Origin of the sequence: Micromonospora sp. C51, from assembly GCF_018070435.1 — a bacterium.
Lineage (GTDB): Bacteria > Actinomycetota > Actinomycetes > Mycobacteriales > Micromonosporaceae > Micromonospora > Micromonospora sediminimaris.
Genome location: NZ_JAGPXQ010000008.1, coordinates 99,642 through 121,252, shown reverse-complemented (window position 1 = coordinate 121,252; position 21,611 = coordinate 99,642). Strand labels below are relative to the sequence as shown.

19 protein-coding genes are annotated in these 21,611 nt (G+C 67.3%); 7 read left to right on the top strand and 12 right to left on the bottom strand.

The window, feature by feature from the left end; translation table 11 throughout:
- The first annotated feature begins 517 nt into the window (after positions 1–517).
- Entirely contained in the window at positions 518–3,478 is a 2,961-nt protein-coding gene (locus KBX50_RS12155; protein WP_210937135.1) for a tetratricopeptide repeat protein, read from the top strand.
- A gap of 689 nt (positions 3,479–4,167) precedes the next feature.
- Here the strand turns inward: KBX50_RS12155 and KBX50_RS12150 are convergent.
- Positions 4,168–4,542 carry a hypothetical protein gene (locus KBX50_RS12150; protein ID WP_210937134.1) on the bottom strand — a complete coding sequence of 125 codons (375 nt, stop codon included), beginning with the start codon at positions 4,540–4,542 and terminating at the stop codon, positions 4,168–4,170.
- A gap of 52 nt (positions 4,543–4,594) precedes the next feature.
- On the bottom strand, positions 4,595–5,368 hold the full coding sequence (locus tag KBX50_RS12145) for a hypothetical protein (RefSeq protein WP_210937133.1): 774 nt from the start codon (positions 5,366–5,368) through the stop codon (positions 4,595–4,597).
- A gap of 342 nt (positions 5,369–5,710) precedes the next feature.
- Here KBX50_RS12145 and KBX50_RS12140 point away from each other — a divergent pair, with 342 nt between their 5' ends.
- Positions 5,711–6,940: a sensor histidine kinase gene (locus KBX50_RS12140; RefSeq protein WP_210937132.1), complete on the top strand. Its 1,230-nt coding sequence runs from the start codon at positions 5,711–5,713 to the stop codon at positions 6,938–6,940.
- Positions 6,937–7,620: a response regulator transcription factor gene (locus KBX50_RS12135; protein ID WP_093409652.1), complete on the top strand. Its 684-nt coding sequence runs from the start codon at positions 6,937–6,939 to the stop codon at positions 7,618–7,620. Before KBX50_RS12140 ends, KBX50_RS12135 begins: the two co-directional genes overlap by 4 nt.
- Positions 7,621–8,475: 855 nt before the next feature.
- Here KBX50_RS12135 and KBX50_RS12130 read toward each other — a convergent pair.
- On the bottom strand, positions 8,476–9,360 hold the full coding sequence (locus KBX50_RS12130) for an alpha/beta fold hydrolase (protein WP_210937131.1): 885 nt from the start codon (positions 9,358–9,360) through the stop codon (positions 8,476–8,478).
- Between the two features lie 88 nt (positions 9,361–9,448).
- Between KBX50_RS12130 and KBX50_RS12125 the strand changes: the two genes are divergently transcribed.
- Positions 9,449–9,958 (top strand): CGNR zinc finger domain-containing protein, encoded by a 510-nt coding sequence (locus KBX50_RS12125; RefSeq protein WP_210937130.1) that lies wholly within the window; start codon positions 9,449–9,451, stop codon positions 9,956–9,958.
- Positions 9,959–10,460: 502 nt separating this feature from the next.
- On the opposite strand, the gene KBX50_RS12120 is transcribed toward KBX50_RS12125, so the two are convergent.
- Complete coding sequence (locus KBX50_RS12120) at positions 10,461–10,991, bottom strand: hypothetical protein (protein WP_210937129.1); 531 nt, start codon at positions 10,989–10,991, stop codon at positions 10,461–10,463.
- A 1,277-nt stretch (positions 10,992–12,268) separates the two neighbouring features.
- Here KBX50_RS12120 and KBX50_RS12115 point away from each other — a divergent pair.
- The 3 genes from KBX50_RS12115 to KBX50_RS12105 are packed head-to-tail and all read left to right on the top strand — an operon-like array spanning position 12,269 to position 13,490.
- Positions 12,269–12,580, top strand: a complete 312-nt coding sequence (locus tag KBX50_RS12115) for a hypothetical protein (RefSeq protein WP_199172159.1) — start codon at positions 12,269–12,271, stop codon at positions 12,578–12,580.
- Positions 12,581–12,582: 2 nt separating this feature from the next.
- Positions 12,583–12,978, top strand: a complete 396-nt coding sequence (locus KBX50_RS12110; protein ID WP_210937128.1) for a nuclear transport factor 2 family protein — start codon at positions 12,583–12,585, stop codon at positions 12,976–12,978.
- A 47-nt stretch (positions 12,979–13,025) separates the two neighbouring features.
- Positions 13,026–13,490, top strand: a complete 465-nt coding sequence (locus KBX50_RS12105; RefSeq protein ID WP_210937127.1) for a MarR family transcriptional regulator — start codon at positions 13,026–13,028, stop codon at positions 13,488–13,490.
- 365 nt (positions 13,491–13,855) lie between these two features.
- Here the strand turns inward: KBX50_RS12105 and KBX50_RS33325 are convergent, their stop codons facing one another.
- The 8 genes from KBX50_RS33325 to KBX50_RS12065 form a co-directional block, all read right to left on the bottom strand.
- The gene (locus tag KBX50_RS33325) at positions 13,856–14,272 is read right to left on the bottom strand and encodes an NUDIX domain-containing protein (RefSeq protein ID WP_210937126.1); all 417 of its coding nucleotides are present in this window, start codon (positions 14,270–14,272) and stop codon (positions 13,856–13,858) included.
- A gap of 248 nt (positions 14,273–14,520) precedes the next feature.
- Positions 14,521–15,756, bottom strand: coding sequence for an iron-containing alcohol dehydrogenase (locus tag KBX50_RS12095; RefSeq protein ID WP_210937125.1), 1,236 nt, complete (start codon positions 15,754–15,756; stop codon positions 14,521–14,523).
- A 1-nt stretch (position 15,757) separates the two neighbouring features.
- Entirely contained in the window at positions 15,758–16,045 is a 288-nt protein-coding gene (locus KBX50_RS12090; protein WP_210937124.1) for a hypothetical protein, read from the bottom strand.
- Positions 16,042–17,502, bottom strand: coding sequence for an NAD-dependent succinate-semialdehyde dehydrogenase (locus KBX50_RS12085; protein ID WP_210937123.1), 1,461 nt, complete (start codon positions 17,500–17,502; stop codon positions 16,042–16,044). Before KBX50_RS12085 ends, KBX50_RS12090 begins: the two co-directional genes overlap by 4 nt.
- A 117-nt stretch (positions 17,503–17,619) precedes the next feature.
- Positions 17,620–18,696: an ABC transporter ATP-binding protein gene (locus KBX50_RS12080; protein WP_210937122.1), complete on the bottom strand. Its 1,077-nt coding sequence runs from the start codon at positions 18,694–18,696 to the stop codon at positions 17,620–17,622.
- On the bottom strand, positions 18,696–19,763 hold the full coding sequence (locus KBX50_RS12075; RefSeq protein WP_210937121.1) for an ABC transporter ATP-binding protein: 1,068 nt from the start codon (positions 19,761–19,763) through the stop codon (positions 18,696–18,698). Before KBX50_RS12075 ends, KBX50_RS12080 begins: the two co-directional genes overlap by 1 nt.
- On the bottom strand, positions 19,763–20,674 hold the full coding sequence (locus tag KBX50_RS12070; protein WP_210937120.1) for a carbohydrate ABC transporter permease: 912 nt from the start codon (positions 20,672–20,674) through the stop codon (positions 19,763–19,765). The genes KBX50_RS12075 and KBX50_RS12070 overlap by 1 nt, the downstream gene beginning before the upstream one ends.
- Positions 20,674–21,573, bottom strand: a complete 900-nt coding sequence (locus KBX50_RS12065) for a sugar ABC transporter permease (protein WP_307870924.1) — start codon at positions 21,571–21,573, stop codon at positions 20,674–20,676. The genes KBX50_RS12070 and KBX50_RS12065 overlap by 1 nt, the downstream gene beginning before the upstream one ends.
- Positions 21,574–21,611: the final 38 nt, after the last annotated feature.

Genomic DNA, 21,611 nt, shown 5'->3' with positions numbered 1-21,611 from the left:
CCGCCACGCCTTACTGATAAGCCAGGGTGACTGGCAGGTTCTCGTATTCGTTTGGTGCGAGTGCTCCAACGCTCAGCGCGCTCGGTCACGGTCCGTTGCCGTTGGCTCGCCATCGATACGGTTGTTAGATGGGTAGCGACCCCCACTACACGGTTCGGTACCCGGGGCTGTCGGTGTAAGGAACGTGTCACCAGCCCGCAAACGGCGGCCATCACATTTGTTCGACGTAGTTGGCCGCGATGTCGTGGGGTCCTACGCCGACCTGCGCGAAACCAGAGGCCTCACGGCGTCTCAACTATCGGTAGCGTTACTCAGTCGAAGCGCTCAGCGGCCGACCCAGCTCGGACGCAGTTGAACCGAGGGACACTTCGGGCCTTCACCTCACCGGACGACGTCCAGGTCGGATTCCGCTCGGGGGGAAGAGCTTTTTAATCCGGGTACGGTATCGTCCGGAGCGCAACGCATGGTGAGCCATTGAGCGATTGCTGCGCCGGTGAACAGACAGCATGCTGGCGGCATGTCTTCGTCGATCCTCGCCACGTTCCGCCGAAGCCGATCCGGGCGACTCGCGGTATCGGGGTTGGCCACAGTGCTCGGCGGATCCGCGGCCGCGCTGGCCAACTTCGTGCCCGCGCCGGTAGCGGCCGGATTCGGGCTGGTCGCCGGTATGGCCACCTTCACTGGAGCGGTGGTGTGGGAGCGGCGCGCCCGCGCCAGCGACTTCGACCGCCGCTGGGCCGATCTGACCACCACCGGTCCGGGCGGCGAAAACTGGCCCGACGACCACGCCACGCTGCTCGCACTACACCCCGAACAGCGCGTTGTGCCGTACAACCTTTCGCACGACCGGCTGGTCCGTGCCACGCTGCGCTGGTGTCTCGGTGCAGACGAGATTCCGGTAATGTGCGTCGTGGGCCGGGCGGGAACTGGCAAGACCCGGCTGGCGATCGAGTTGACCGAGCATCTGCAGGACGCGAGCAGGCTTACCGGATGGCCGCGCAGCCGGGCCGCCGTGGCGGCGGTGGAGTGCACGGCCACGGCCACGGCACCAGCCGTGCTCATCATCGACGACGCGAACACCCGTACCGATCTGCCCGCGGCCCTGGCGACGCTGGCGGCGCTGAGCCCGCAGCAACGGCCGAGGGTGATTCTGCTTGCCCGCGACTTCGGAAAGTGGTGGCGGCGACTGCGCGCCGAAGCCGACCATGAGGTGGCCCAGCTGCTGCCGGCCATCCCAGCGATCGAGGTGGGCCCACTGGCGCAGAGCCCGAAAAGTGTTCAGCAGGTGTTTCAGCGGGCGGTCAAAGCGTACGCGGCCTGGTCCGACACGACGCCCCCGACCGTGCGCGTGGACGAGGACCCGCGGCATAGCGCGATGCTGCTGAGCGCGGCCGCCTTCGTCGCGGTCGAGAACGAGCTGAACGGGCTCATCGCAGCGCGCACCGCCGTCCGCGAGGTCTTCCAGCTCGAGGAGCAACGCTGGCTGACCCGAGCAACCGAGGCGAACCTCGCGGACCTCGGGCTCCCCGTGCTACGCGCGTCGGTGATCGCCGCGGCCCTGTTCGGCGCGGCCGGGCCGCCGCAAGCGGCACGGTTGATGCGGCGCATTCCCATGCTCGACAGCGCACCCGACGCTCTGATCGACGACCTGGCACTGTGGGTCCGCAACCTGTACCCGCAAGAGGCCGGCGACCGGTGGTTACGGCCGCACCTGCCCGCTCGGCTGGTCGAGGGCTACGTGGTGGACAGCATCCGCGAACACCCGGGCCTTCTGGAAGCGATGATCGCCGATGCTGACGTTGACGACGTCACCGAGGCGTTGACCTTCCTATGTGCGGCGAGCAGCCACACACCGGCTGCAGCACACGTGCTGCTGCAGGTGGTCGGTCGCGATCCGGCACGATTCCTGCCGACGGTGATCGAACGGGCCGATCTCGGCGAAGTCGATACCGCCCTGGCCAATTTCGCTGCGCAGTGCCCACTCAGCGATCAAGATCTCGCGGACATACAAGCGATTCTTCCTAATCCGGCGTCATCGTGTGCGGCCACCGCGGCCGTGTTGTGCCGCCGGTGGGCCGACACCGCGGCCAACGACGAGGAGCGCGCCGCGCGGCTGTTCACTGTCAGCCACCGTCTGTGGGAGGCGGGGAACCGCACCGAAGCGATCAACGTGATCGGGACCGTCTGCGACGTCTTTGAGGCCGCGGCGGACCGGGACCCGGACCGTTACCTGCCCCTGCTGGCCCGATCGCTGCACAAACGCGCGATGCAGCTGCACATGACCAATCGTCTCGGCGAGGGTATGGCGGCCGCGCAAAAGGTGGTGAAGGCTTACGACACGCTGATGTCAGCGGATCCCGACCGCTATCTCGGCGAGTACACCGCGACCCTGGACGACTTGGGCACCTTTCTGTTCGCGGCGAACCAGTACGACGAGGCCATAAAGACCTCACGCCTCGCTGTCGATCTGCGGCGGCGCTCATTCAGAGGAGGCGGGACAGCATCCGATGTCTTCTCGCTCAGCATTGCGCTGACCAACCTGGCGACCCGGCTCGGGGCGACAGGGCAACTCGTCGAGTCCATCTCGGTGGGCCGAGAATCCCAGGAGCTGCTACAGCGGCTGGTGCGCATCGACCCTCGCGCCTACCTCGAGGAGTACGCCAAATCCCACACGAACATGAGCCTCCGCTACCGGCGCGTCCGCAACTTCGACGCGGCACTTAGCTCAGCTCAGGAGGGAGTTGACCTGCACCGCCAGCTGGTCAAGGCCAGCGGCCAGGAACTCACGCCGGCACTCGGCAAGGCACTGCACTGCTTGAGCTCCGCACAGGCCGACGTCGGCCGCATCCAGGAAGCGATCGCCACCGGAGAGGAGGCCGTCGCACTGCTGCGAGATCACGCGACCCGGAGAGACGCGGACGAGGTCCAGCCGGTCCTCGCGGAGGCTCTGAACTCCCTCGGTGTCCGCCTCTCGGCTGCCAACCGGGATCAGGAGGCCGTCCACGCGGTCCACGCGGCCGTCCGGATCGTGGCGAAGCTTTCCGAGTCGTCCGACGCCTTCCTTCGTGACTTCGCTAAATATCTTGGCAACCAGGGCCTGTTCCTCGGCTATCTCGGCCGCCACGACGAGGCGGAGCCGGCCTGCCGGGCCTGCGTGAAGGTGTGGGAGCAACTCGAGGCGAAGAACCCCGGCGCATTCCGTTCAGAGATTGCAGCAGCGCTGGACAACCTGGGTCTGAGCCTGCGCGCTCTCGGCCGCCACCAGGAAGCGCTGGAGGTGACCGAACGTTCCGTGGCGCTGTTCGAGGAACTCCAAAAGGCGCTGCCCATGGTGTACGACCACGATCTCGGCATCGCGCGCAGCAACCTGGCCAAGTGCCGCGCGGCCGCTTCGACGGCAGCGCCTTCTCCGTCGCCGACCGATCCCGGCCACGTGCCGACCGACACGGCGGACTCAGAGCGCCGGGGGGCTACCTGAAGGCCACGGTCCTGCCTTCAGAGCGCTTCCGCGGTCGCTCGTGATTCTCGTGGCCCACACTCAAAGCCGTCTCAACGGCAGCCAGACAGCATTTACGTTCTGTGCGCCCACGCCTACCTCGCCGTCACCGCCGCACAGGCCAAAAGGAAGCGCTGGATCCGATGACGGCCTCATTCCCTCACCCTCGGCGAGGTCCGACGTCTCCTGGCACACCTGATCGCCACCGCCCGACCCTTCGACCACATCCATCGATGGTCACGATGGCGACGACGACACCAATACTGCGCTAGAACAGCCCACTACCAGCGAAGACTCCAACTCCACCAGGTGCGGCTGGAGTATCAACTACGCGGCGAATGTTCGGCGGATGATCGCTGAGGCGGAATGGAACGTCACGAGAGTTGATTACCTGGGTATCCTGCGGCCAGAGCTCGCCGCCGCGAGCGCTCATGTCGAGCGTCAGGCGATACTGTATCGATCCGATGTGCTGTGGGCGCTGTTTGCCGGTACGGATCTGCCGGCCGGTGCGCACTTGTCTTCGCCGATGCAACTGGTCGACGCCCGCTGGGCCGAGCAGCGGGAGAGGCGGATCGGTGGTCACAAACTCCATCCTGCCGCGCTCGGCACGCTGCCGGGCCAGGGCATCCATGATCAGCGGCGCTGCCGTGAGTGCCCTGGCCCGGAGTTTGTCAGCTACCCGCTACTGGGTAGCCATGCCACGACCCGTAGTAGTTGCTGCTGCTGCCCGGTTTGTCCTCAACGACCCGGAGGTTCGTCAGCACGTGGGAGAGTTCGTACGTGGTGCAGTCAACGCCCGACGTGTTGCTGCCGTAGATTACAGGTGCGGTCTGGTACGAGTTCGAGGCGCTGGTGTAGTACCCCGCCCAGACCCGGTGCCCGTCGTTTTCCGCGTCACAGATGGTGAGGACTCTACCGTTGTACGAATGTAGGGCGTAGTCGTTGCCCTGGCTCACCCCGTAGGCGCTCGCCGGGGTCGGTGCGGCCAATAGAGCCGCCGTGCCGATGCCGATTGCGGCCAGTAGTGCGATGATCCTGCGTCGCATAGTCTCCTCCGATCCAAGTTTCGATTGACAGATTTCATCGATGTGCTGGGCTTCACCTCCCCTGGTCGGACGGGACGTGCGAGCTGAGAGCCATGGTGACGTTGTGCGCCCCGACGGTGAGCGACTGCTTCACCCGATCCAGCTCGTCAACGTAAGACTCAATGAGGGTTCGCTGGGACTCGGCGGTGGCCTCCACTATGGTGTCCAGATAGCCGACCGCTGTCTTGCAGGCGACGTCCGCTCCGGCCACAGCGATCTCCTGGGGCGACGGTTTCGGGGCGCGGCGCCATTGTTGGTCCCGGGCGGCACTCATTGGTGTCGAGTAGTGGTAGCCGGCCTCCGCCATGCAGGCGCTCCACGCCTCGAACATCGCGGTAACCCGGTCATCGGTGGCGGCCTCCCGCGCCGCCTCCTCCTCCAGGCGCGTGACAAGCGAAATGGTGGCCAGCGGACGGGTGTTGGCCGAAAGTTGGCGCGAGGCCTCACCCCGGCACCCCTGCGCCGGCACCGAATCGCCATCTATAGTGGATCTTTGTCCGAACAGCACCTCGGCCACATCCGCCGGAGGCTCGTGGTGGTGAGCGTGCTCCCGCGAGGCGATCAACCCCCGTGCGCTCCAGCGCGGCGGGTGGTAGCCATGCGCGACTGCCTGTGCCTCATCGACGAGCCCAAACCGTTCGGCCAGCCCTGCGGCGAGTATCGCCCGTCCGGCCAACAGGTCCGGCTCGTCCGGCCCGGACCAGGTCAGGCCGAACCGGCTCAGACACGACACCTCCAGTGCCGCCTGGGCTCGATCCGCCCGCTCCTGCTCCTCCGGGCTGATCACATAGTCGTCCAGTGGCAGGACAATTGAGGTGGCTGCCCCGGGTGGCGGCAGGTCCGGCACTCCATGGGAGTGGTCCGCCTCCGCGGCGGTCCCCGAACATCCGGACGCCAACAATGCGGCAGTCAGGGTCAAGCCGGTCCACGGAAGTGCTGTCACCCGACCTCGTCGTCCCATCCTCGCCTCCTCCGGTGAGTGGCTGTGGCTGGGAACGAAGGTATGAAATCATGCCGTGTCACATCATCCATCCATCGATTGATGTATTGCTACCAGTGGTTGAACAAAGAGCACGTCCGGTAAACCCTCGTCGTAGGCGCCGCCGCGCGCCCGTTAACCTTCGCGGGCATGCGAGCGGTGGCGCACCTGAGGCAACTGTCGGACCGGCATCCGCTGCTGGTAGATGTGGCGTTGGCGGGGGCGACCGCCGCGGTCAGCCTGGTGCTCGGCCGGCAGGATCCGCCGGAGCAGTTCCGCGAGCTCGACGGCGTGGGTTACGCACTGACATGCCTGGTCAACGCGACTCTGGTGGCGCGCCGGCGGGCTCCCAGCTCCGTGCTGCTCCTGTACTGCACACTCTGGGTGGGGTATATCGCCACCGGCTACTGGCCGGTGGTGAACAGCGCGGGAGCTCTGCTGGCGCTGTACACGGTGGCCGCCCACCGGCCATCCCGGATAAGCGTGACCGCCGCCGTTGTGGTGGCCACGGTATGGCTATACGGTGGACTCGCCCTCGGCGCCGGCTTCGCGTGGGCTGCCTTGGCGCAGAGCGTGGTCTGGACTGCTGTCGTATGGCACTTCGGGAACCGCGCCCAGCAACTGGCGGAGCGCAACCGGCGCCTCGCCGTACTCGCGGAGCGGTTGCGCCGCGACCGCGAGGAGCGGGCCCGCCGTGCGGTCACCGAGGAGCGGGTGCACATCGCGCGAGAGCTGCATGACGTGGTCGCGCACCACATGTCGGTCATCTCCGTGCAGGCGGGGCTGGCCAGGTACGTACTCGAGTCCGATCCGGTAACCTCGCGCACCGCGCTGGAAACGGTCCTGCGGACGAGTGGTGAGGCGTTGCGGGAGATGCGTCGGGTGCTGGCGGTGCTGCACGTCGACGCGGACGAGGTCGACGGTGCGCCCGACGGCGAGACATACCAACCCTCACCGGGCATCGACCGCCTCGACGAGCTGGTGGAGCGGGTACGTGGGGCGGGCGTTCCGGTCGAGGTGGTGGTGGTCGGCGTGCCACGCCCCCTCGCGGCCGGCCTTGACCTGTGCGCGTACCGCGTGATCCAGGAGTGCCTGACCAACGTCCTGCGGCACGCCGGCCCGACCTGCGCCACAGTGACTCTGCATTACGACGCCGACCGATTCGTGGTTCGGGTAAGCGATGCGGGTCGCGGCATGGCCGAATCACGAGACGACGCCAAGCCCGGGCACGGACTAATCGGGATGCGGGAACGCGCCCGAGTCTATGGTGGAACTCTCGTCACCGGCAGCCGGCCACATGGTGGATTCGAGGTCTTGCTCACGTTACCCACGCCGGCCGCGGAAGCGGAGTGGGCTGAGCCAGGGGAGGGCCGTGCATGACCAGCGTGCTCGTCGTCGATGACCAGGTGCTGATTCGCGCCGGGCTGGCCGCGTTGATCCATGCCGCACCGGGTCTCACCGTGGCTGGTGAGGCCGAGGACGGCCAGACGGCGGTGATCCAGGCGGAGGCTCGCCGTCCGGACGTGATCCTGATGGACATCCGGATGCCACGCCTGAACGGGGTGACCGCCACCGAACGCATCCTCGCCGACGCGACGCACCGTCCACGGGTCCTCGTGCTGACCACGTTCGACCTGGACGAGTACGTCTACGCCGCTCTGCGCGCCGGCGCCAGCGGATTTCTCCTCAAGGACACGCCACCGGATCGCCTCATCGCGGCCATCCAGACCGTGGCAGCCGGTGACATGCTCTTCGCCCCCACGGTCACCCGACGCCTGATCGAGGCATACACCCGAGACTCCCACCTCCCCGAAACGCCACTACCTGACCTGCGGGGGCTCACCGCTCGCGAGATCGAGGTGCTGCGGCTGGTCGGCACCGGCATGACCAACGGCGACATCGCACGCGGACTGGTGGTCAGCGAGGCGACGGTCAAGACCCACCTACATCGGGCGATGACCAAGCTTAGCCTCGCCAGCCGAGCACAGGCCGTCGTGGTCGCGTACGAGAGTGGCCTGGTCACCCCGGGACGCGACGCCACGCCCGGCTCCCGGTCATGAACTCACGGGCGCCGCTCGCGTGCGATCGCCGCGGCCAGGCCGGCGAGCACGGCCACCGCCGCCACCAGTACCATCCGGCCGACCGGGACGGCGGTGGTACGTCATCGGCCGCCGCCGAGAGCAGGGCGCGCTCGTGTGCTCGTTCGACCTGCTCGCCGACGCCGGCGGCCGGGTTACCTGGGCGTGAGTCGCAGCTCGCCGCGAACGGGATTATGGATTCGTGGTCGACGTCGCCCCACCGACACGAACCCCCATGCCTGCGGCGGGCGTGCAGCGATGGGTAGGAGCGCGCCGCTCCCTTGGTGACGGGTGTTCTGCTGGTAGGGGAGCGGGACGCGATGGACTGGCGCGCCCTGTCGGCCCCCCGTTTACCCCCCGAAAACCCCCGCCCGTGGGTGACAACCAGTGACAAGTAGCGATCATCGCTTGAATCAGCGTCGCTGAGGGCATCGTTGGACAGCTTGACAGTGGACGATTCTTGGCAAAAAGGATGTGGTTGTCCCGGCGGACGCTCCTAGCTAGGTGCCAACCGCTGGTGACCTTGACTGGTGCCGGTCTGCACCCAGCTACGCCTCGCCTGGGGCGCGGTCTCCCGCCCACCCAGCGCTGGGAACTCTCAGCATGGTCGCTCCCAGCGTTGATCGACAAGAATTTCGACGCTGGAGGATCGGGCTGTATTACTCTCGGTGCGCGTCGCCGTCACATCGCGACGCAGTGACGTCGCGAGGCTGAGCCGGCGTAGCCGCCCCTGGGTCGACTCACTGAACGCGGCGGTCCTGCGGTCACCCCCTCAGCGTCCGGCAGCCACCGGCCTGGCCATTGACGCCACGTCAGACGTAGCGGTGAGGAGCAGCCTCAGGGTTGGTCGGGGCCGGACGTTACGAGGGCCCGGCCGAGGAAGTCGTTGATGAGCTCCGCCACTGTCCGCCCTTCGCTCTCCAGCAGAAAGTGCCCGCCGTCCAACAGGTGAATCTCCGCGTTGGGCAGGTCGTCCCGGAATGCCTCCGCCCCCTCCGCGGAGAAGACCTCGTCGTTGCGGCCCCATACCGCGAGGAGGGGGATCTGGCTGTCGCGCAGATACTCCTGCAGCCGAGGGTAGAGCTCACGGTTGGTGTGGTAGTCGCCGAACAGCCGCAGCTGCACCGCGTCGTTGCCGGGCCGCTGCAGCAGTGCGTGATCGAGCGTCCAGGTGTCGGGGGCGACCACGCTTGGGTCCGGTACGCCGTGGGTGTACTGCCAAACGATCGCGTCGAGGCTGAGGGCGGGTCGGAGGGCGGCTTCGTTCTGCGCGTTCGGGTTGTCGCCGTACGCCCAGATCGGGGCCCAGAATTCGGGCACGAAGCCGGCCTCGTAGCCGTTGCCGTTCTGGCTGATGATGGCGGTCACCGGGGCGGCCGGCTGAAGCGCGAGGCGCCATCCGATCGGCGCGCCGTAGTCCTGGACGTAGATGGCGTAGCGGTCGACCCCGAGGTGGCCGAGCAGTCCGGCGGTGAGCCGCGCAAGGGTGTCGAAGCTGTAGTCGAACTCGTCAACCGTCGGGGCGTCCGACTGGCCGAAGCCAAGGTAGTCCGGCGCGATCACGTGGTAGCGGTCGGCCAGCCTCGGGATGAGGTCGCGGAACATCAACGAGCTGGTTGGGTAGCCGTGCAGCAGTACGACGGCAGGGGCACCGGCAGCGCCCGCCTCGCGGTAGAACAGTCGCCGCCCCTCGATGGTGGCGTACCGGTGATGGACCCGCATTTCTAACCCCCGTAACCTGGCAAGGTGGTTAGGAGCCTACTGATAGACTTCTACCCTGTCAAACTCGTGAAGATGGTTAGGCGGTGTAATGCCGGTCTCCACTGGCGAGGAACTCCTCCTGTTCATTCTGAACAGCACCCCGCTGGTCAACGGCGATTCACAGGATTTGCTCGCCGATCCGACCGGCGCCCCGCCAGTGCTGCGGCGATTCGGCGGTACCGGCTCGCCCGAGGAGTTGGAGGCCGTACGCGCCGTTCGTCCCCTACTGCAACAGGCGGTCCGCGGCGACATCCCGGCCAACGCTCTCGCTTCAACCCTGACCGGTGTCCACCAGACCCCGCGACTGACCGCGACCGGCCTCACCTGGACGCTGGTGGTCGCGCCGGACCGCAGGCTCGCCGTCGAGGCCGTGCTCGCCTGGGCCGAGATGCGCGAAAGCGCCCCCGGACGGCTACGCCCCTGCGCCAACGACGAGTGTCGCCTGTTCCTGGTCGACCGCAGCCGGGCGAACACCGCCCGGTGGTGCTCGATGGCGACGTGCGGCAACCGACTCAAGGCTCGACGTCACTACCGCCGCTCGGTGAGCCCGGACGCCTGACGCTCCCGTTCGGTCCAGCCGGGGTCGTCTACCTCCACGCAGTAGACATCGTCCGACATGCTTTTCCACCCTGGGCCGATCGCTTCAAGTGCCTCGCCCTCTCGCTCGTGCAGCGTCGTAGGCGGCGGCCACCACCCCGCCGTAGGAGTGCCCCACGACCAGGGGGTGTCCCTATGGGTTTGTCAGGAATCGCCGTCAGTCATCGTCGGGTCAACAGATCCGCACCCGTGGCGACAGTTCGCGTCAGTGGAAGCTACTGAGATCCCCGGCCGGTCGCGCCGTGCCCGTGCCTATGCCAAGATCACGGCGCTGCTTCGGAAGTACCGAGCGCAGAAGCGGTAACGGCGTACATCGCCGGCCGGAGGGACATCGGCCGCCGTCGTGTAGGAGTTGCCTGCCCTGACTTTCCGTCACACAAGCTGCGACCGTAGCTTCTGTAAGCGGCCGCGCCACTGCGCAACACCCCTCAAGCAGGGCGAGGCCTGGCCGGGCGCGGCCGGTGCTACGCAGGGGTGTCGTCTTGCCGGGCCGGCCCGAAGAGAGTCATGACGAGCGCCACGGTGCTGAAGAAGCCAGATCCCAAGGCCAGCAGAAGGGAGGGAACGAAGGCGGATGGCGGTGGCACCCAGCCACCGAGCACCCAGGGCAGCGTGACGAGGACGACGACCGCTACCGTGGAGATGACTTCGTTGACAACGAACGCGGTCGAGATGGCTGAGCTGCCGCGAGCGACAATACGGTAGGTCGTGTCGACAGTTGAGGCAACCAGCAGGGCCGAGAGCGCGATGAAAGTAAGAGCGCCCCATATCGGCTCCAGGCCGGCGAGTGTGAGGGACACGATGAGCGGCACGGCCAAGACCAGGAAGACCCACCGCACTCCAGAGCGGAGGTAACGGTCGGCCGCAGCTGCGCCCTTGCGGGTCTTGTGCAGGTCGGAGTCGAGGTAGAAGAAGATTCCAATGAGGAATGTGCCGACGAGCGTACCAGCAACTTCAGCCATAGTCACAAAGAAATCGGCGCTGGTTTCTCGCATCGCGACCGACTCCACTTCAGCCTGGAAGATGTCCCGACAGCAGTCTCTCGGTCACCATACGGCCGACCGAGGAGGGCGTGTGCGTAATCGCCGTCTCGGCATTTGGAGGTGCCAGGTCCATGCGTTCAGGCGCGAGGTGGACCCGAGCTGCTCACCGCAGCCGGCAGCTACTGAACAAAATGGGCATTAGTTACTGCACTCGGTGTAAAGCCAGGCGACGACCGAACAGTTCGGGGTCGAGTGCCCGGCCCCGGACGGCAAGCCGCGGATCCGCACTCCCGTAGGCTGCTTCAGCTGCCGGTCACCCGCGATGGGGCCGTGGCGAAGACACCGATGTGCATGTGCCGCCGCGTCGAGGACGATTACCGCGAACTCGAGTCCGCCCTCGGGTTTGACCACGTCGAAGGACGCTCCTGGATCGGCTGGCACCGCAGCGTCATCGTCCGGGACTTCGCCCGACGCCACCCGAAAGGTTCACCGGAAACTGGGCGGTGAAGCCTGGCTGGCGCAGCGTCAGCATGCTCGGAGTCTGCGTGACTGAGCGTGAAGGCTGCACCCGTCAGAGGTTGATGACGGTGCGCTGTGGTGGTGACTGAGATGTCGACCCCGAGGGTAAGCGGCTCGCGGAGGTGGCTCGGGACGCCGCGCGTTCGGGGCAGGTTGTCTATCTGACCGATCGTGGTGAGCGGTTGGCGGCTACCGTACCGGCCTGCCAGGCGGCGCTGCTGGAACGCGGCGGTGTGCCCGGGGCCGGCGTGCCTGGGAACCAAACCTGCCGACCAGGACGCACGCCAGCGGCCGCGCGGTCACCTCAGGACGTGCCGCCGCCGACGACACTGGCCTGCACCTTCATACAGCGTCAAGGACCAGATGCGCTGCGGCTTCCTGCCGATCCTGGATCGAGAAGCGCGCTGGTTGGATACGGAGACGCTCAACGGACGTCTGAGGTGACGTGGTGTCACTGGGTCATGCCGGTGGCGTTATCCGTGTTGGCAGTTCGTCCATCGAGCTACCTGTATCACAGCGCGGGTGGCGGCATCCTCCGGGCGTCTGAGCCACACTGCGAGAATTCGGATCAGCACCCAGGTGGCCTGCGCCGCGTCGACGCCGCCTGCTGCCCCCGCCCGGCCTCGCAGCCGTCGGGCTGGATCCATGGGCGCTGACCTGGGTCGAAGCGCTTCAGTGACCTACATCCCAGATGTTTGCGGAAACGTGCCCTTGAGTTGAGACTTCAACTCAGCGGTGAGGCGCACCGCCTCAGAACGGAAGGACATGTCTTGACCAGGCAACTGATAGGCCGTAGCTACCGCTTCGACCTGGGCGATCTGAAGGTGCGGTTCACCTTTGATTCGCCGACCCAGGGCAGCTTCGTCGTAGTGCAGGGCGCGGGGCTCGCCCCCGACGGTCACGCGGAGACGGTGGTTCTGGACCTGCGGGAGATCCGTGAGGGCCTCTACTTGAACTCCTGGACCGAGGCGAGCGGGGCCACCGTCACGCACCTGGAGGACTTCGAGAACGGGACGGTCTATTCCAACGTGACCGTCGACGGCAAGCTCTACAACTTCGTCGGAACGATCAAGGAGGCCTGAACATGACCCAGTACCCCACCGCCCAGGACGATCAGGCAAAGCGAAACACTGACATCGTGCTCACCGCGATGCGGGAGTTGTTCGCGGAGAAGGATCTGACCGCCATTGACCGCTACTGGGCGGAACCCTACGTCCAGCACAGCCCGCAGATGCCCAACGGGCTCGACACCTTGCGCAACGTCGTCCCGGGGCTGGAAGGCTTTTCGTGGGAGCCGCAGCGGGTTGCCGCGCAGGGCGACCTGGTCTTTACCCACAGCATCGTGCATGGCTGGGCCCCGAACCCTGTGGCCATCGTCGACATCTTCCGACTGCAGAACGGACGCATCGTGGAACACTGGGACGTCGTCCAGGACATCGTTCCAGCCGAAGACTCCGCCAACGGCAACCCTATGGTGTAGGCCCGGCAGGTCGACATGCCGGTTCGTCGACCGCAAAAATGGGCACCGTGACGGTGCGACGTGACGATGACCTCGACCGGACCGCAGTATGGCACGCCTTCGTGCTGGCGGCCCACCTCCTCGAGGCCGCGTTGGAGCGACAGTCCCAGCGCGACGGGAATATCTCCCACGGGCATTTCAAGTTGCTGGTTCTGCTCAGCGCCGCGGAGAACCAGACGCTGGGCTTGAAAGCGCTCGCCGGCATGCTGCGCTTCTCGCCCAGCCGCGTCAGCCACACGCTGAACGTGCTGGAACGCGAGGGTCTGGTTACCCGGGGTCGGGTACCAACGGGGCGGCGTGCCTACGAGGCCGCCTTGACCTCTCAAGGTCGGCTACTCGTGGTGCGCGTGCTACGCGCACAACGAGCAGAAATTCGAGACGTCCTTTTCGATACCCTGGGCGCAGCTGATACCGCCGCCCTCGGCAAGATCAGCGCGCGTGTTATTGAAGTGCTCGACCAGGCAGGCACCTAGTACGGATACCGCGGCACGGTCTGAGGGGCTCAGTGCTGTCCAATTCCTCTCCGCCGGGTGTGCCGGAGCCTCCTGGATCTTGGAGTGTGGATCGGCTGTCAACGTCTATGGTGAGTGGGCGGTTCGAGCGTGGCGGGACGTGCCGGCACGGTACGGGCCGTGGAAGAGCTGGACGAGCGGTCACGGGCCGCTCGTCTGGGTAGCGGTAGATCAGGCCGTGCAGTCGGCCGCAGGCCGCCCGTCCTCGCGCAGACCGTCTGGTCCCCACCTGGTCCTGCTGGCTGCCTCGGCTTGTCCACTGCGGTCGCTTCTCCTGGCCGTCAACCGGTCGGAGCTGGGCGGTGGCTGTACTGCTTGCGCGACCGTCAGTGTGCGGGCCACACCACGATCATGGTTGGGATGGGAGCACCCGTTGTTTCGGGGTTCACGGCTGGCAGCGGGACCCAGTCCACCGACACCAGGCTCGGGCAATCGCAGGGCAGTTCGTCGTGGCCGACCTGGGGCTCACCGTCGGCCACAGTCACCGCGAAGCATGCCGTGAGCCCTGACGGATAAGGCACATCGATGAGGTAGCGAGTACTGAGTGGGGTCAGTCCGACCTCTTCCTCAACCTCGCGTCGCACGGCTTCCTCGGGGGTCTCTCCGTCCGCAATGCCACCGCCTGGGAGCGTCCAGTACTCCAGGCTGTCGTGTCGCCCGGACGGTCCGAGGCTTCGCTCCCGAACCATCAGTACGCAACCATCGCGAACGATCACCGCTGCCGCTCGTCTGCGTTCCGTCACCCGTGGATCATCCACCGCATCCGTCTCTCTGCCGGCTTCGATGCCTCCGACGAAGGGTTTCTGACCTGCGGACGCTGCCCGGAGCGGCTGGCCCTCGGCCGGGTGTTGCGGGATCGCACGGGTGCTCCGTTGCTGTTTCGTGCGGGCGACCGGAGTGAGGCAGCAAATTCCCAGCAACCCGCCTGACGACACGTAACACCTGCTCAGCAGGACGGCGTGGGACTCGGCGTCAGGTGGCAGGCCGGTCGTTATTGCTGCTCGAGGGTGAGGACGCCTCGGGCCCGGTCCCCGGTCCAGGCCGCTTCGAGAATCGCGGTCAGGCTGGCGGTGTCGGTCGGGCCTGGATGGTTCTGGATCAGGCGGGTGACGCCACTTGCCATCTGCGCGAAGCGGGGAAGGTCGGCGCGGGCCACGCCGATGTCCGCCAAGGTGGGCGGGATGCCGATGTCGGCAAGGAGTCTGTCGAGCCAGGTGAGGAACGTGTCCGCGGCCTCGGCGTCCGAGGCGTCGGTCACGTCGAGCCCGCACACCCCGGCGAGGGTGGCCAACCGGTCGGCGATGGCATCCTTGGCCGCGTCCAGCGCGTACGGCAGTAGCAGCCCGACGCCCAGGCCGTGCGGCGTGTGCGTGGCTGCGCCGATGGGGTACTGGAGGGCGTGCGGGGCCGCGTTGCCCGCGTGGGAGAAGGCGATTCCGGCGAGCATCGACCCGTAGGACATGTCTGCCCGCGCGTCCGTGTCGCCTCCGTCCCTGACCGCACGATGCAGGCTACGGGCGATCCGCTCCGCGGCCAGGAGCGCGTAGTGGTCGGTGATCGGGTTGCGGCCGAGGAACACCTGCTCCACCGGGTCGCGTGGTCCGTGGGCCCGGGGGCGCGCGGTGTAGCTTTCCACCGCGTGACAGAACGCGTCGATGCCGGAGTGGGCGGTGACGGTCGCCGGGCAGGTGTACGTGAGTTCGGGGTCGACGATGGCGAAGTCGGGCACGATGTGGACGCTGGACACCCCTACCTTGAGCTCGCGGTCCGGGTCGGTCAACACCGAGACGGGGGTGAGTTCGGAGCCGGTGCCTGACGTTGTCGGGACCGCGACGAGGGGAATCGTCGGCCCCGGCACCTTCGACTCGCCGTAGAAGTCGCGCGGCGTCCCACCGTGGCGCCGGATGACGCCGACGATCTTGGCGAGGTCGATGACCGTGCCACCCCCGATGGCGAGGATCACGTCGGCGTCCACCTCGGCCGCGGCCGAGACGGCCAGATCGACATCGGCGAGTGGCACGTCCGGAGTCGCCTCGGAGAACACCTTGACGATCTCGACCTTCTCCTGCACGGCGGCCACGATCTCGGCCACCCGCGGCTGCCGCAGAAGAACCTGGTCGGTCAAGATGAGCACGCGTGAGCCACTCTCGGCCACCACTCGTGGGATGTTCTGTGCGACCCCTTCGCCCACTATCAGCTGGCGTGGTCCGCGGACGGTCTCAAGCATGTCAGTGCCTTTCCGCAACGTCGGCGGCGATGTGCTGGGCGGACGTCCAGGCCACCTGGACGGCGTCGGCGAGGGTGGCCGCCCGGGTGTCGCAGGCGCGCGCGCCGGGTGCCCGGACCAGCGGCCGCGGCGGTGGTTGGCACGCCGGCGGGGTGGCCGGCGCCCCGGGTGTCAGCGGGTTCGTGCCGGCCATGGCCCGGGTTCCGTCCGCCGGGCGGCGACCGGTCAGGTCGTACGTGTGCAGGGCGCGATGATTCTCGGCGGGTGCCCGGAGCGGCGGGTCGGTCACGGTAGGTCGATCGCCGCGTAGGTGAGGTCGAGGTACTCGAGGATGCCCTCGTGCGACCCCTCCTTGCCGACCCCGGACTGCTTGACGCCGCCGAACGGAGCCGACGGGTCCGATATCAGACCACGGTTGATGCCGATCATCCCCGTATCCAGCCCCTCGGTGAACCGGAGCGCCCGCTGGAGGTCACGGGTGAAGATGTATCCGACCAGGCCGTGCTCGGTGTCGTTGGCCTTGGCCATCACCTCGTCGTCGGACGTGAACGAGATGATCGGCGCGACCGGGCCGAAGATCTCGGCCTTGAGCATCCGCGCGTCTTCGGGCACGTCGACCAGGACTGTGGGCGGGTAGAAGTGGCCCGGCCCGTTCGGGCGCTCGCCGCCCACCAGGACCCGGGCGCCGCGATCGACCGCGTCGGCGACGAGCTCGTCGATCGTGGCGACCGAGGTCTCGTCGATCAACGCCCCGACGTCCACGCCGTCGTCGAGACCATGGCCCACCGACAGCGCGCCCATCCGTTCGGCGAAGCGCGCCGTGAACTCCTCGCGCACCGGCTCCTCGACGTAGATCCTGTTGGCCGCGATGCAGGACTCCCCGATGTTGCGCATCTTGGCCACCATGGCGCCGTCGACCGCGACATCCAGGTCCGCGTCGGCACACACGATCAAGGCCGCGTTGCCGCCCAGTTCCATGGAGGTACGCAGTACGTTGTCGGCAGCCTGTCGTAGCAGCACGCGCCCGACCTCGGTCGACCCGGTGAACGAGAGCTTGCGGGTCCGGCTGTCGGCGAGCAGTGCGGAGACCACCTCGCCGGACCGCTTGGTGGTCACCACGTTGACGACGCCCGGGGGGACGCCGATCTCCTCCATGATGCGGGCCAGGAGCAGCATGGTGAGTGGGGTCTGGGCTGCGGGCTTGGTGATCGTCGTGCAGCCCGCGGCCAGCGCAGGAGCGATCTTGCGGGCGCCCATGGCCAACGGGAAGTTCCAGGGCGTCACGAAGACGCACGGGCCGACCGGCTTCGGCACGGTGAGGATGCGATATCCACCTGCGGGAGCGGTGCTGTAGCGCCCTTCGATCCGCACCGCCTCCTCGGCGAACCAGCGGAAGAACTCGGCGCCGTAGGCCACCTCTGCCCGGGCCTCGGCGAGCGGCTTGCCCATCTCGAGCGTTATCAGTCGGGCGATCTCCTCGGATCGCTCGGTCAGTGCCCGGTACGTCGCCGTCAACAACTCTGATCGTTTCCGGGGCGGGGTCGCCGCCCACTCCGCCATCGCCTTGCTCGCCTCGTTCAGTGCGGCGAGCCCGTCGACGACGTCGGCGTCCGCCACCTCGGCGATGGTCTTGCCGGTGGCCGGGTCCTCGACGGCAAAGGTGGCTCCGCTCGCGGCGTCGCGCCAGGCGTCGCCGATCCGAAGCCTCCGGTGCTCGGGAGCCAGGACGCTCATCGGGTCGCTCATCGCGCCGCCTCCTCTGATCTTCTTGGTGTTGTCTGGCGTGCCTCAGCGACCACGCCGGACAGGGTCCAGCCTCGTCCGGGGGGGTGCCGAGCGGATCGGATGTGGCGGTGGCCTGGGTTACCGCCCAGCCTTGGACAGCGACAGTCCGGTGCCCGCATCGAACAGGTGCGCACGGTCCAGGTCGACCGTCACATGCAGCCGCTCGCCCGGCGTTCCGGTGACGGTGGGTCGTGCCTTGACCTTGAGGATCTCCGTTCCCACTCGTACGTCGACCACCGTTCGGTCACCGAGCGGCTCAAGCCCGTAGAGCTCCCCGGACAACGACGCGTGCCCACGCTGCTCGACGGACAGGTCCTCCGCGCGCAGGCCCAGCAGCAGCGCACGACCGTCCTCAGCCGTGGTCCAGTGGGGCCGAGGCAGCGTCCAGCCTTGCGCACCGACCAGACGATCTCCCTCGGCGCGGCAGGCGAGCAGACTGATCGGCGGGCTCCCGACGAATCCCGCGACCCACTGGTTGGCGGGACGCTCGTACACCTCGGTCGGCGTTCCGACCTGTTGCACCTGCCCCTCCTTGAGCACCGCGACCTGGTCGGCCATGGACAGGGCCTCGACCTGGTCGTTGGTCACGTAGATGAAGGTTGCTCCGAGGCTGCGGTGGATGCGGGTGAGCTCGGTACGCATCTCGACGCGGAGCTTGAGATCGAGGTTCGTCAGCGGCTCGTCCATGAGAAACGCGCGCGGGCTACGGACCAGCGCCCGGGCCAGGGCAACCCGCTGCATCTCACCACCGGACAGCTGCGCGGGACGGCGCTGCAGCAGCCGTTCGATGTGCAGCAGGCGCGACATCTGCTCGACGGCAGCGGCGATCTCGCTGGACGAACAGCGCCGGGCCAGCAGCGGCGACGCGATGTTCTCGTACACTGTGTGTCGCGGGTAGAGGGCGTAGCTCTGGAAGACCATGGCCAGGTCGCGTTCGGCCGGGGCGTCACGGGTCGCGTCCGCGCCGTCCAGGTGCACCGACCCGGCGTCGAGCTTCTCCAGGCCGGCGATCGCCCGCAGCGTCGTCGTCTTGCCTGCCCCGGAGGGCCCGAGCACGACGAAGAAGGCACCGTCCGGCACGTCCAGGGTCACCCCGTCCAGGGCCTGAACCTTGCCGAAGGACTTGCACAGCCCCTGTACTGCCACCGTTCCCATCAGGCCACCAGCTCTTCCGTGCTCACGTCGTACACCACCGGGGTCCCGCCGGTGTGCCGTAGCCCGACCTGTGCGTCAGCTGCGAAACGGACAGTCGGTGGCATCCGCACCCGCACGTCGTGCTGGCCGCCGTGGTCGACGACGTAGATGATCTCGTCGCCCAGCCACTCCGCCGAGACCACACGGGCCGGGACCGAACGCTCCGCCCCCGGTGCGGTGACCTCCAGCGCTTCCGGCCGCACACCTGCGACCAGGTGACAGTCGCGGGACAGACCGGGCGGTGGGGTGAGGGCCAGCCCGCCCTGAGCGCGCAACGCCCCGTCGGCCACCTCCACCTCGATCAGGTTCATCGGCGGCGAGCCGATGAAGGCAGCGCAGAAGAGACTCGCCGGACGGTCGTAGACCTCCAGCGGCGTGCCGATCTGCTCGACGCGGCCCTTGTTGAGAATGGCGATCCGGTGACCGAGCGACATCGCCTCGACCTGGTCGTGGGTGACGTAGACCATCGTCGCCCCCAACTCTCCCTGCAGGTGCTTGATCTCGGTACGCATGTCCGCCCTCAACTCCGCGTCCAGGTTGGTGAGCGGCTCGTCCATCAGGAATGCGCGCGGCCGTCGCACCAGGGCGCGGGCGAGCGCAACACGCTGCTGCTCCCCGCCGGACAGTTGACGCGGTCGCCGATCCATCAGCGGACCGAGCCGCATCAGCCGGGCGGCCTCGTCGACCCGCTTGAGCACCTCCGACTTGGGCAGCCCCTCGGCCCGCAGGGGGAACGCCAGGTTGTCGCGGGTCTTCAGATGCGGGTAGAGGGCGTAGAACTGGAACACCATGGCGATGTCGCGCTCGGCCGGCGGCAGGTCGTTGACAAGCGTGTCGCCGATGTTGATGTCGCCCGTCGTCTGCCGCTCCAGGCCGGCTATGGCCCGCAGCGTGGTCGTCTTGCCACAACCCGAAGGGCCGAGCATCACGAACAGCTCGCCGTCGTCGATGGACAGGTCCACGTGATCGACGGCAACCGTGCCGTCCGGGTAGCGCTTGTGCAGCGCGGTCACCTCGATGCCCGCCATCAGCGTCGCACCGCCCCGAGCGTCACACCGGCGATGAGGTGCTTGCGCACCAGGTAGGCGAAGACCAGCACCGGTAGGGCGAAGACCACGGAGGCGGCGGCCACGAGACCCCAGTCCGTGGTGGTGCCACCGATGAGGCCGGCGATGGCGGGTGGAGCCGTCCGCACGTCGTCGCTGGAGGTGAGGAAGATGGCGAACACGAACTCGTTCCACGAGAAGATGAGGGCGAAGACCGCCGTCGCGGCGATGCCGGGCACGAGCAGCGGAAGGGTGTATCGCCAGAACGCCTGCAAACGGGTGTAGCCGTCGAGCATGGCGGCATCCTCGTATTCCGCGGGCACCTCGTCGACGAACCCCTTCATCATCCAGATCGTGAACGGGACGTTGAACGCGGTGTAGATGAGGATCAGGCCGAGCTTGCTGTCGATGAGTCCGACCTGGCGGTACATGAGGAAGATCGGGATCACGACCACCACGGGCGGCATGAAGCGGGTGGACAGGATGAAGAACAGCTGGTCCTTCTTGGCCTTCACGCCGAAGCGGGAATAGGCCCACGCCGCCGGGACCCCCAGCACAGTGGCCAGCGCCGTGGAGACCCCGGCGACCACGGCGGAGTTGAGGAACGCGACGGACAAGGCCGAGCGTCCGCCGTCGGGGCCGACGAACACGTCCTTGAAATGGTCCATCGTGACCGTGAAGCCGAAGAACTCGGCCGGGATGGCGTAGACGTCGCGGTTTTCCTTGATGGACGTCTCGATCATCCACAGCACCGGGAAGAGCATCACGACGGCCAGCACGGTCAGCAGCGCGACCTCCAGCACGGAGCGGCCTCGGCCGCCGAGGCGACGCGCGGGGGGCGTGCGATTCCGGTCAGGACCTGTGGACACGGCCTCATCGACGGAGACGGCCATCAGCCCTCCTTGAGCTTGTTCAGGTAGCGCAGGTAGAGCTGCGTGAGGACGATGACGACGAGGACCATGAGAATCCCGTACGCCGAGGCGGTTCCGGTGTTGAAGCCCAGGAACGCGACCTTGTAGACGTGGAACGACAACGTCTCGGTGGAGACACCCGGGCCGCCGTTGGTCAGGATGTAGACGAGGTCGAACAGTCGGAAAGCCTCGATGGCCCGGAACAGCACGGCGATGAGGAGCAGCGGCCACACCAACGGAAGCGTGATGGTGCGGAACCGGAACCACTCGGACGCCCGGTCGATCGAGGCGGCCTCGTACAGGTATTTGGGAACGGCGCTCAGGCCGGCAAGTGCGATGAGCATGATGAACGGCGTCCATTGCCAGGTGTCGACCACGATCAGGGAGAGCAATGCCGTGCGCTGCCGGGTGAGCCACTCGACCTGCCCCAGGCCGAGCGAGCCGAGCATGCTGTTGATCACACCGAACTGCGCGTCGAGCATGAATCGCCAGAACAGCCCGACCACCACCGGCGACAGCATCATCGGTACCAGGAACAGAGTGGTCAGCACTCCTCGCCCGTGCGTGCGGCGCGAGATCAGGTAGGCGATGCCGAAACCGAGCACGGTCTGCAGGGTGACCGCGCCGACGACGTAGATCAACGTCGTCAAGGCCCGCTGGTGGACCTGCGCCGACGTCAGGACGGCGGTGTAGTTCCCGAACCCGACGAAACGGGCGGGCCCCCCGCGGGTGGCCGAGTAGTCGGTGAAGGACAGGTACAACGCCCAGAGCAACGGAAACACCGACATCGCGAGCAACAGCAGCATCGCGGGGGAGATGAAGGCCACGGCGAGCCCCCGGTCGCTCAGCCGGCGGGACCGACCCGGCGCAGGTGGCGTCACGGACGCCACCTGCCCGGGGTCTTCGGTCGTCAGAGGTA

What these genes read in the sequence shown, in the direction of transcription:
- KBX50_RS12155 (WP_210937135.1), top strand. Translation starts at nt 518, where the DNA reads ATGTCTTCGTCGATCCTCGCCACGTTCCGCCGAAGCCGATCCGGGCGA.
- KBX50_RS12150 (WP_210937134.1), bottom strand. Translation starts at nt 4,542, where the DNA reads ATGCGACGCAGGATCATCGCACTACTGGCCGCAATCGGCATCGGCACG.
- KBX50_RS12140 (WP_210937132.1), top strand. Translation starts at nt 5,711, where the DNA reads ATGCGAGCGGTGGCGCACCTGAGGCAACTGTCGGACCGGCATCCGCTG.
- KBX50_RS12135 (WP_093409652.1), top strand. Translation starts at nt 6,937, where the DNA reads ATGACCAGCGTGCTCGTCGTCGATGACCAGGTGCTGATTCGCGCCGGG.
- KBX50_RS12130 (WP_210937131.1), bottom strand. Translation starts at nt 9,360, where the DNA reads ATGCGGGTCCATCACCGGTACGCCACCATCGAGGGGCGGCGACTGTTC.
- KBX50_RS12125 (WP_210937130.1), top strand. Translation starts at nt 9,449, where the DNA reads ATGCCGGTCTCCACTGGCGAGGAACTCCTCCTGTTCATTCTGAACAGC.
- KBX50_RS12120 (WP_210937129.1), bottom strand. Translation starts at nt 10,991, where the DNA reads ATGCGAGAAACCAGCGCCGATTTCTTTGTGACTATGGCTGAAGTTGCT.
- KBX50_RS12110 (WP_210937128.1), top strand. Translation starts at nt 12,583, where the DNA reads ATGACCCAGTACCCCACCGCCCAGGACGATCAGGCAAAGCGAAACACT.
- KBX50_RS12095 (WP_210937125.1), bottom strand. Translation starts at nt 15,756, where the DNA reads ATGCTTGAGACCGTCCGCGGACCACGCCAGCTGATAGTGGGCGAAGGG.
- KBX50_RS12085 (WP_210937123.1), bottom strand. Translation starts at nt 17,502, where the DNA reads ATGAGCGACCCGATGAGCGTCCTGGCTCCCGAGCACCGGAGGCTTCGG.
- KBX50_RS12080 (WP_210937122.1), bottom strand. Translation starts at nt 18,696, where the DNA reads ATGGGAACGGTGGCAGTACAGGGGCTGTGCAAGTCCTTCGGCAAGGTT.
- KBX50_RS12075 (WP_210937121.1), bottom strand. Translation starts at nt 19,763, where the DNA reads ATGGCGGGCATCGAGGTGACCGCGCTGCACAAGCGCTACCCGGACGGC.
- KBX50_RS12070 (WP_210937120.1), bottom strand. Translation starts at nt 20,674, where the DNA reads ATGGCCGTCTCCGTCGATGAGGCCGTGTCCACAGGTCCTGACCGGAAT.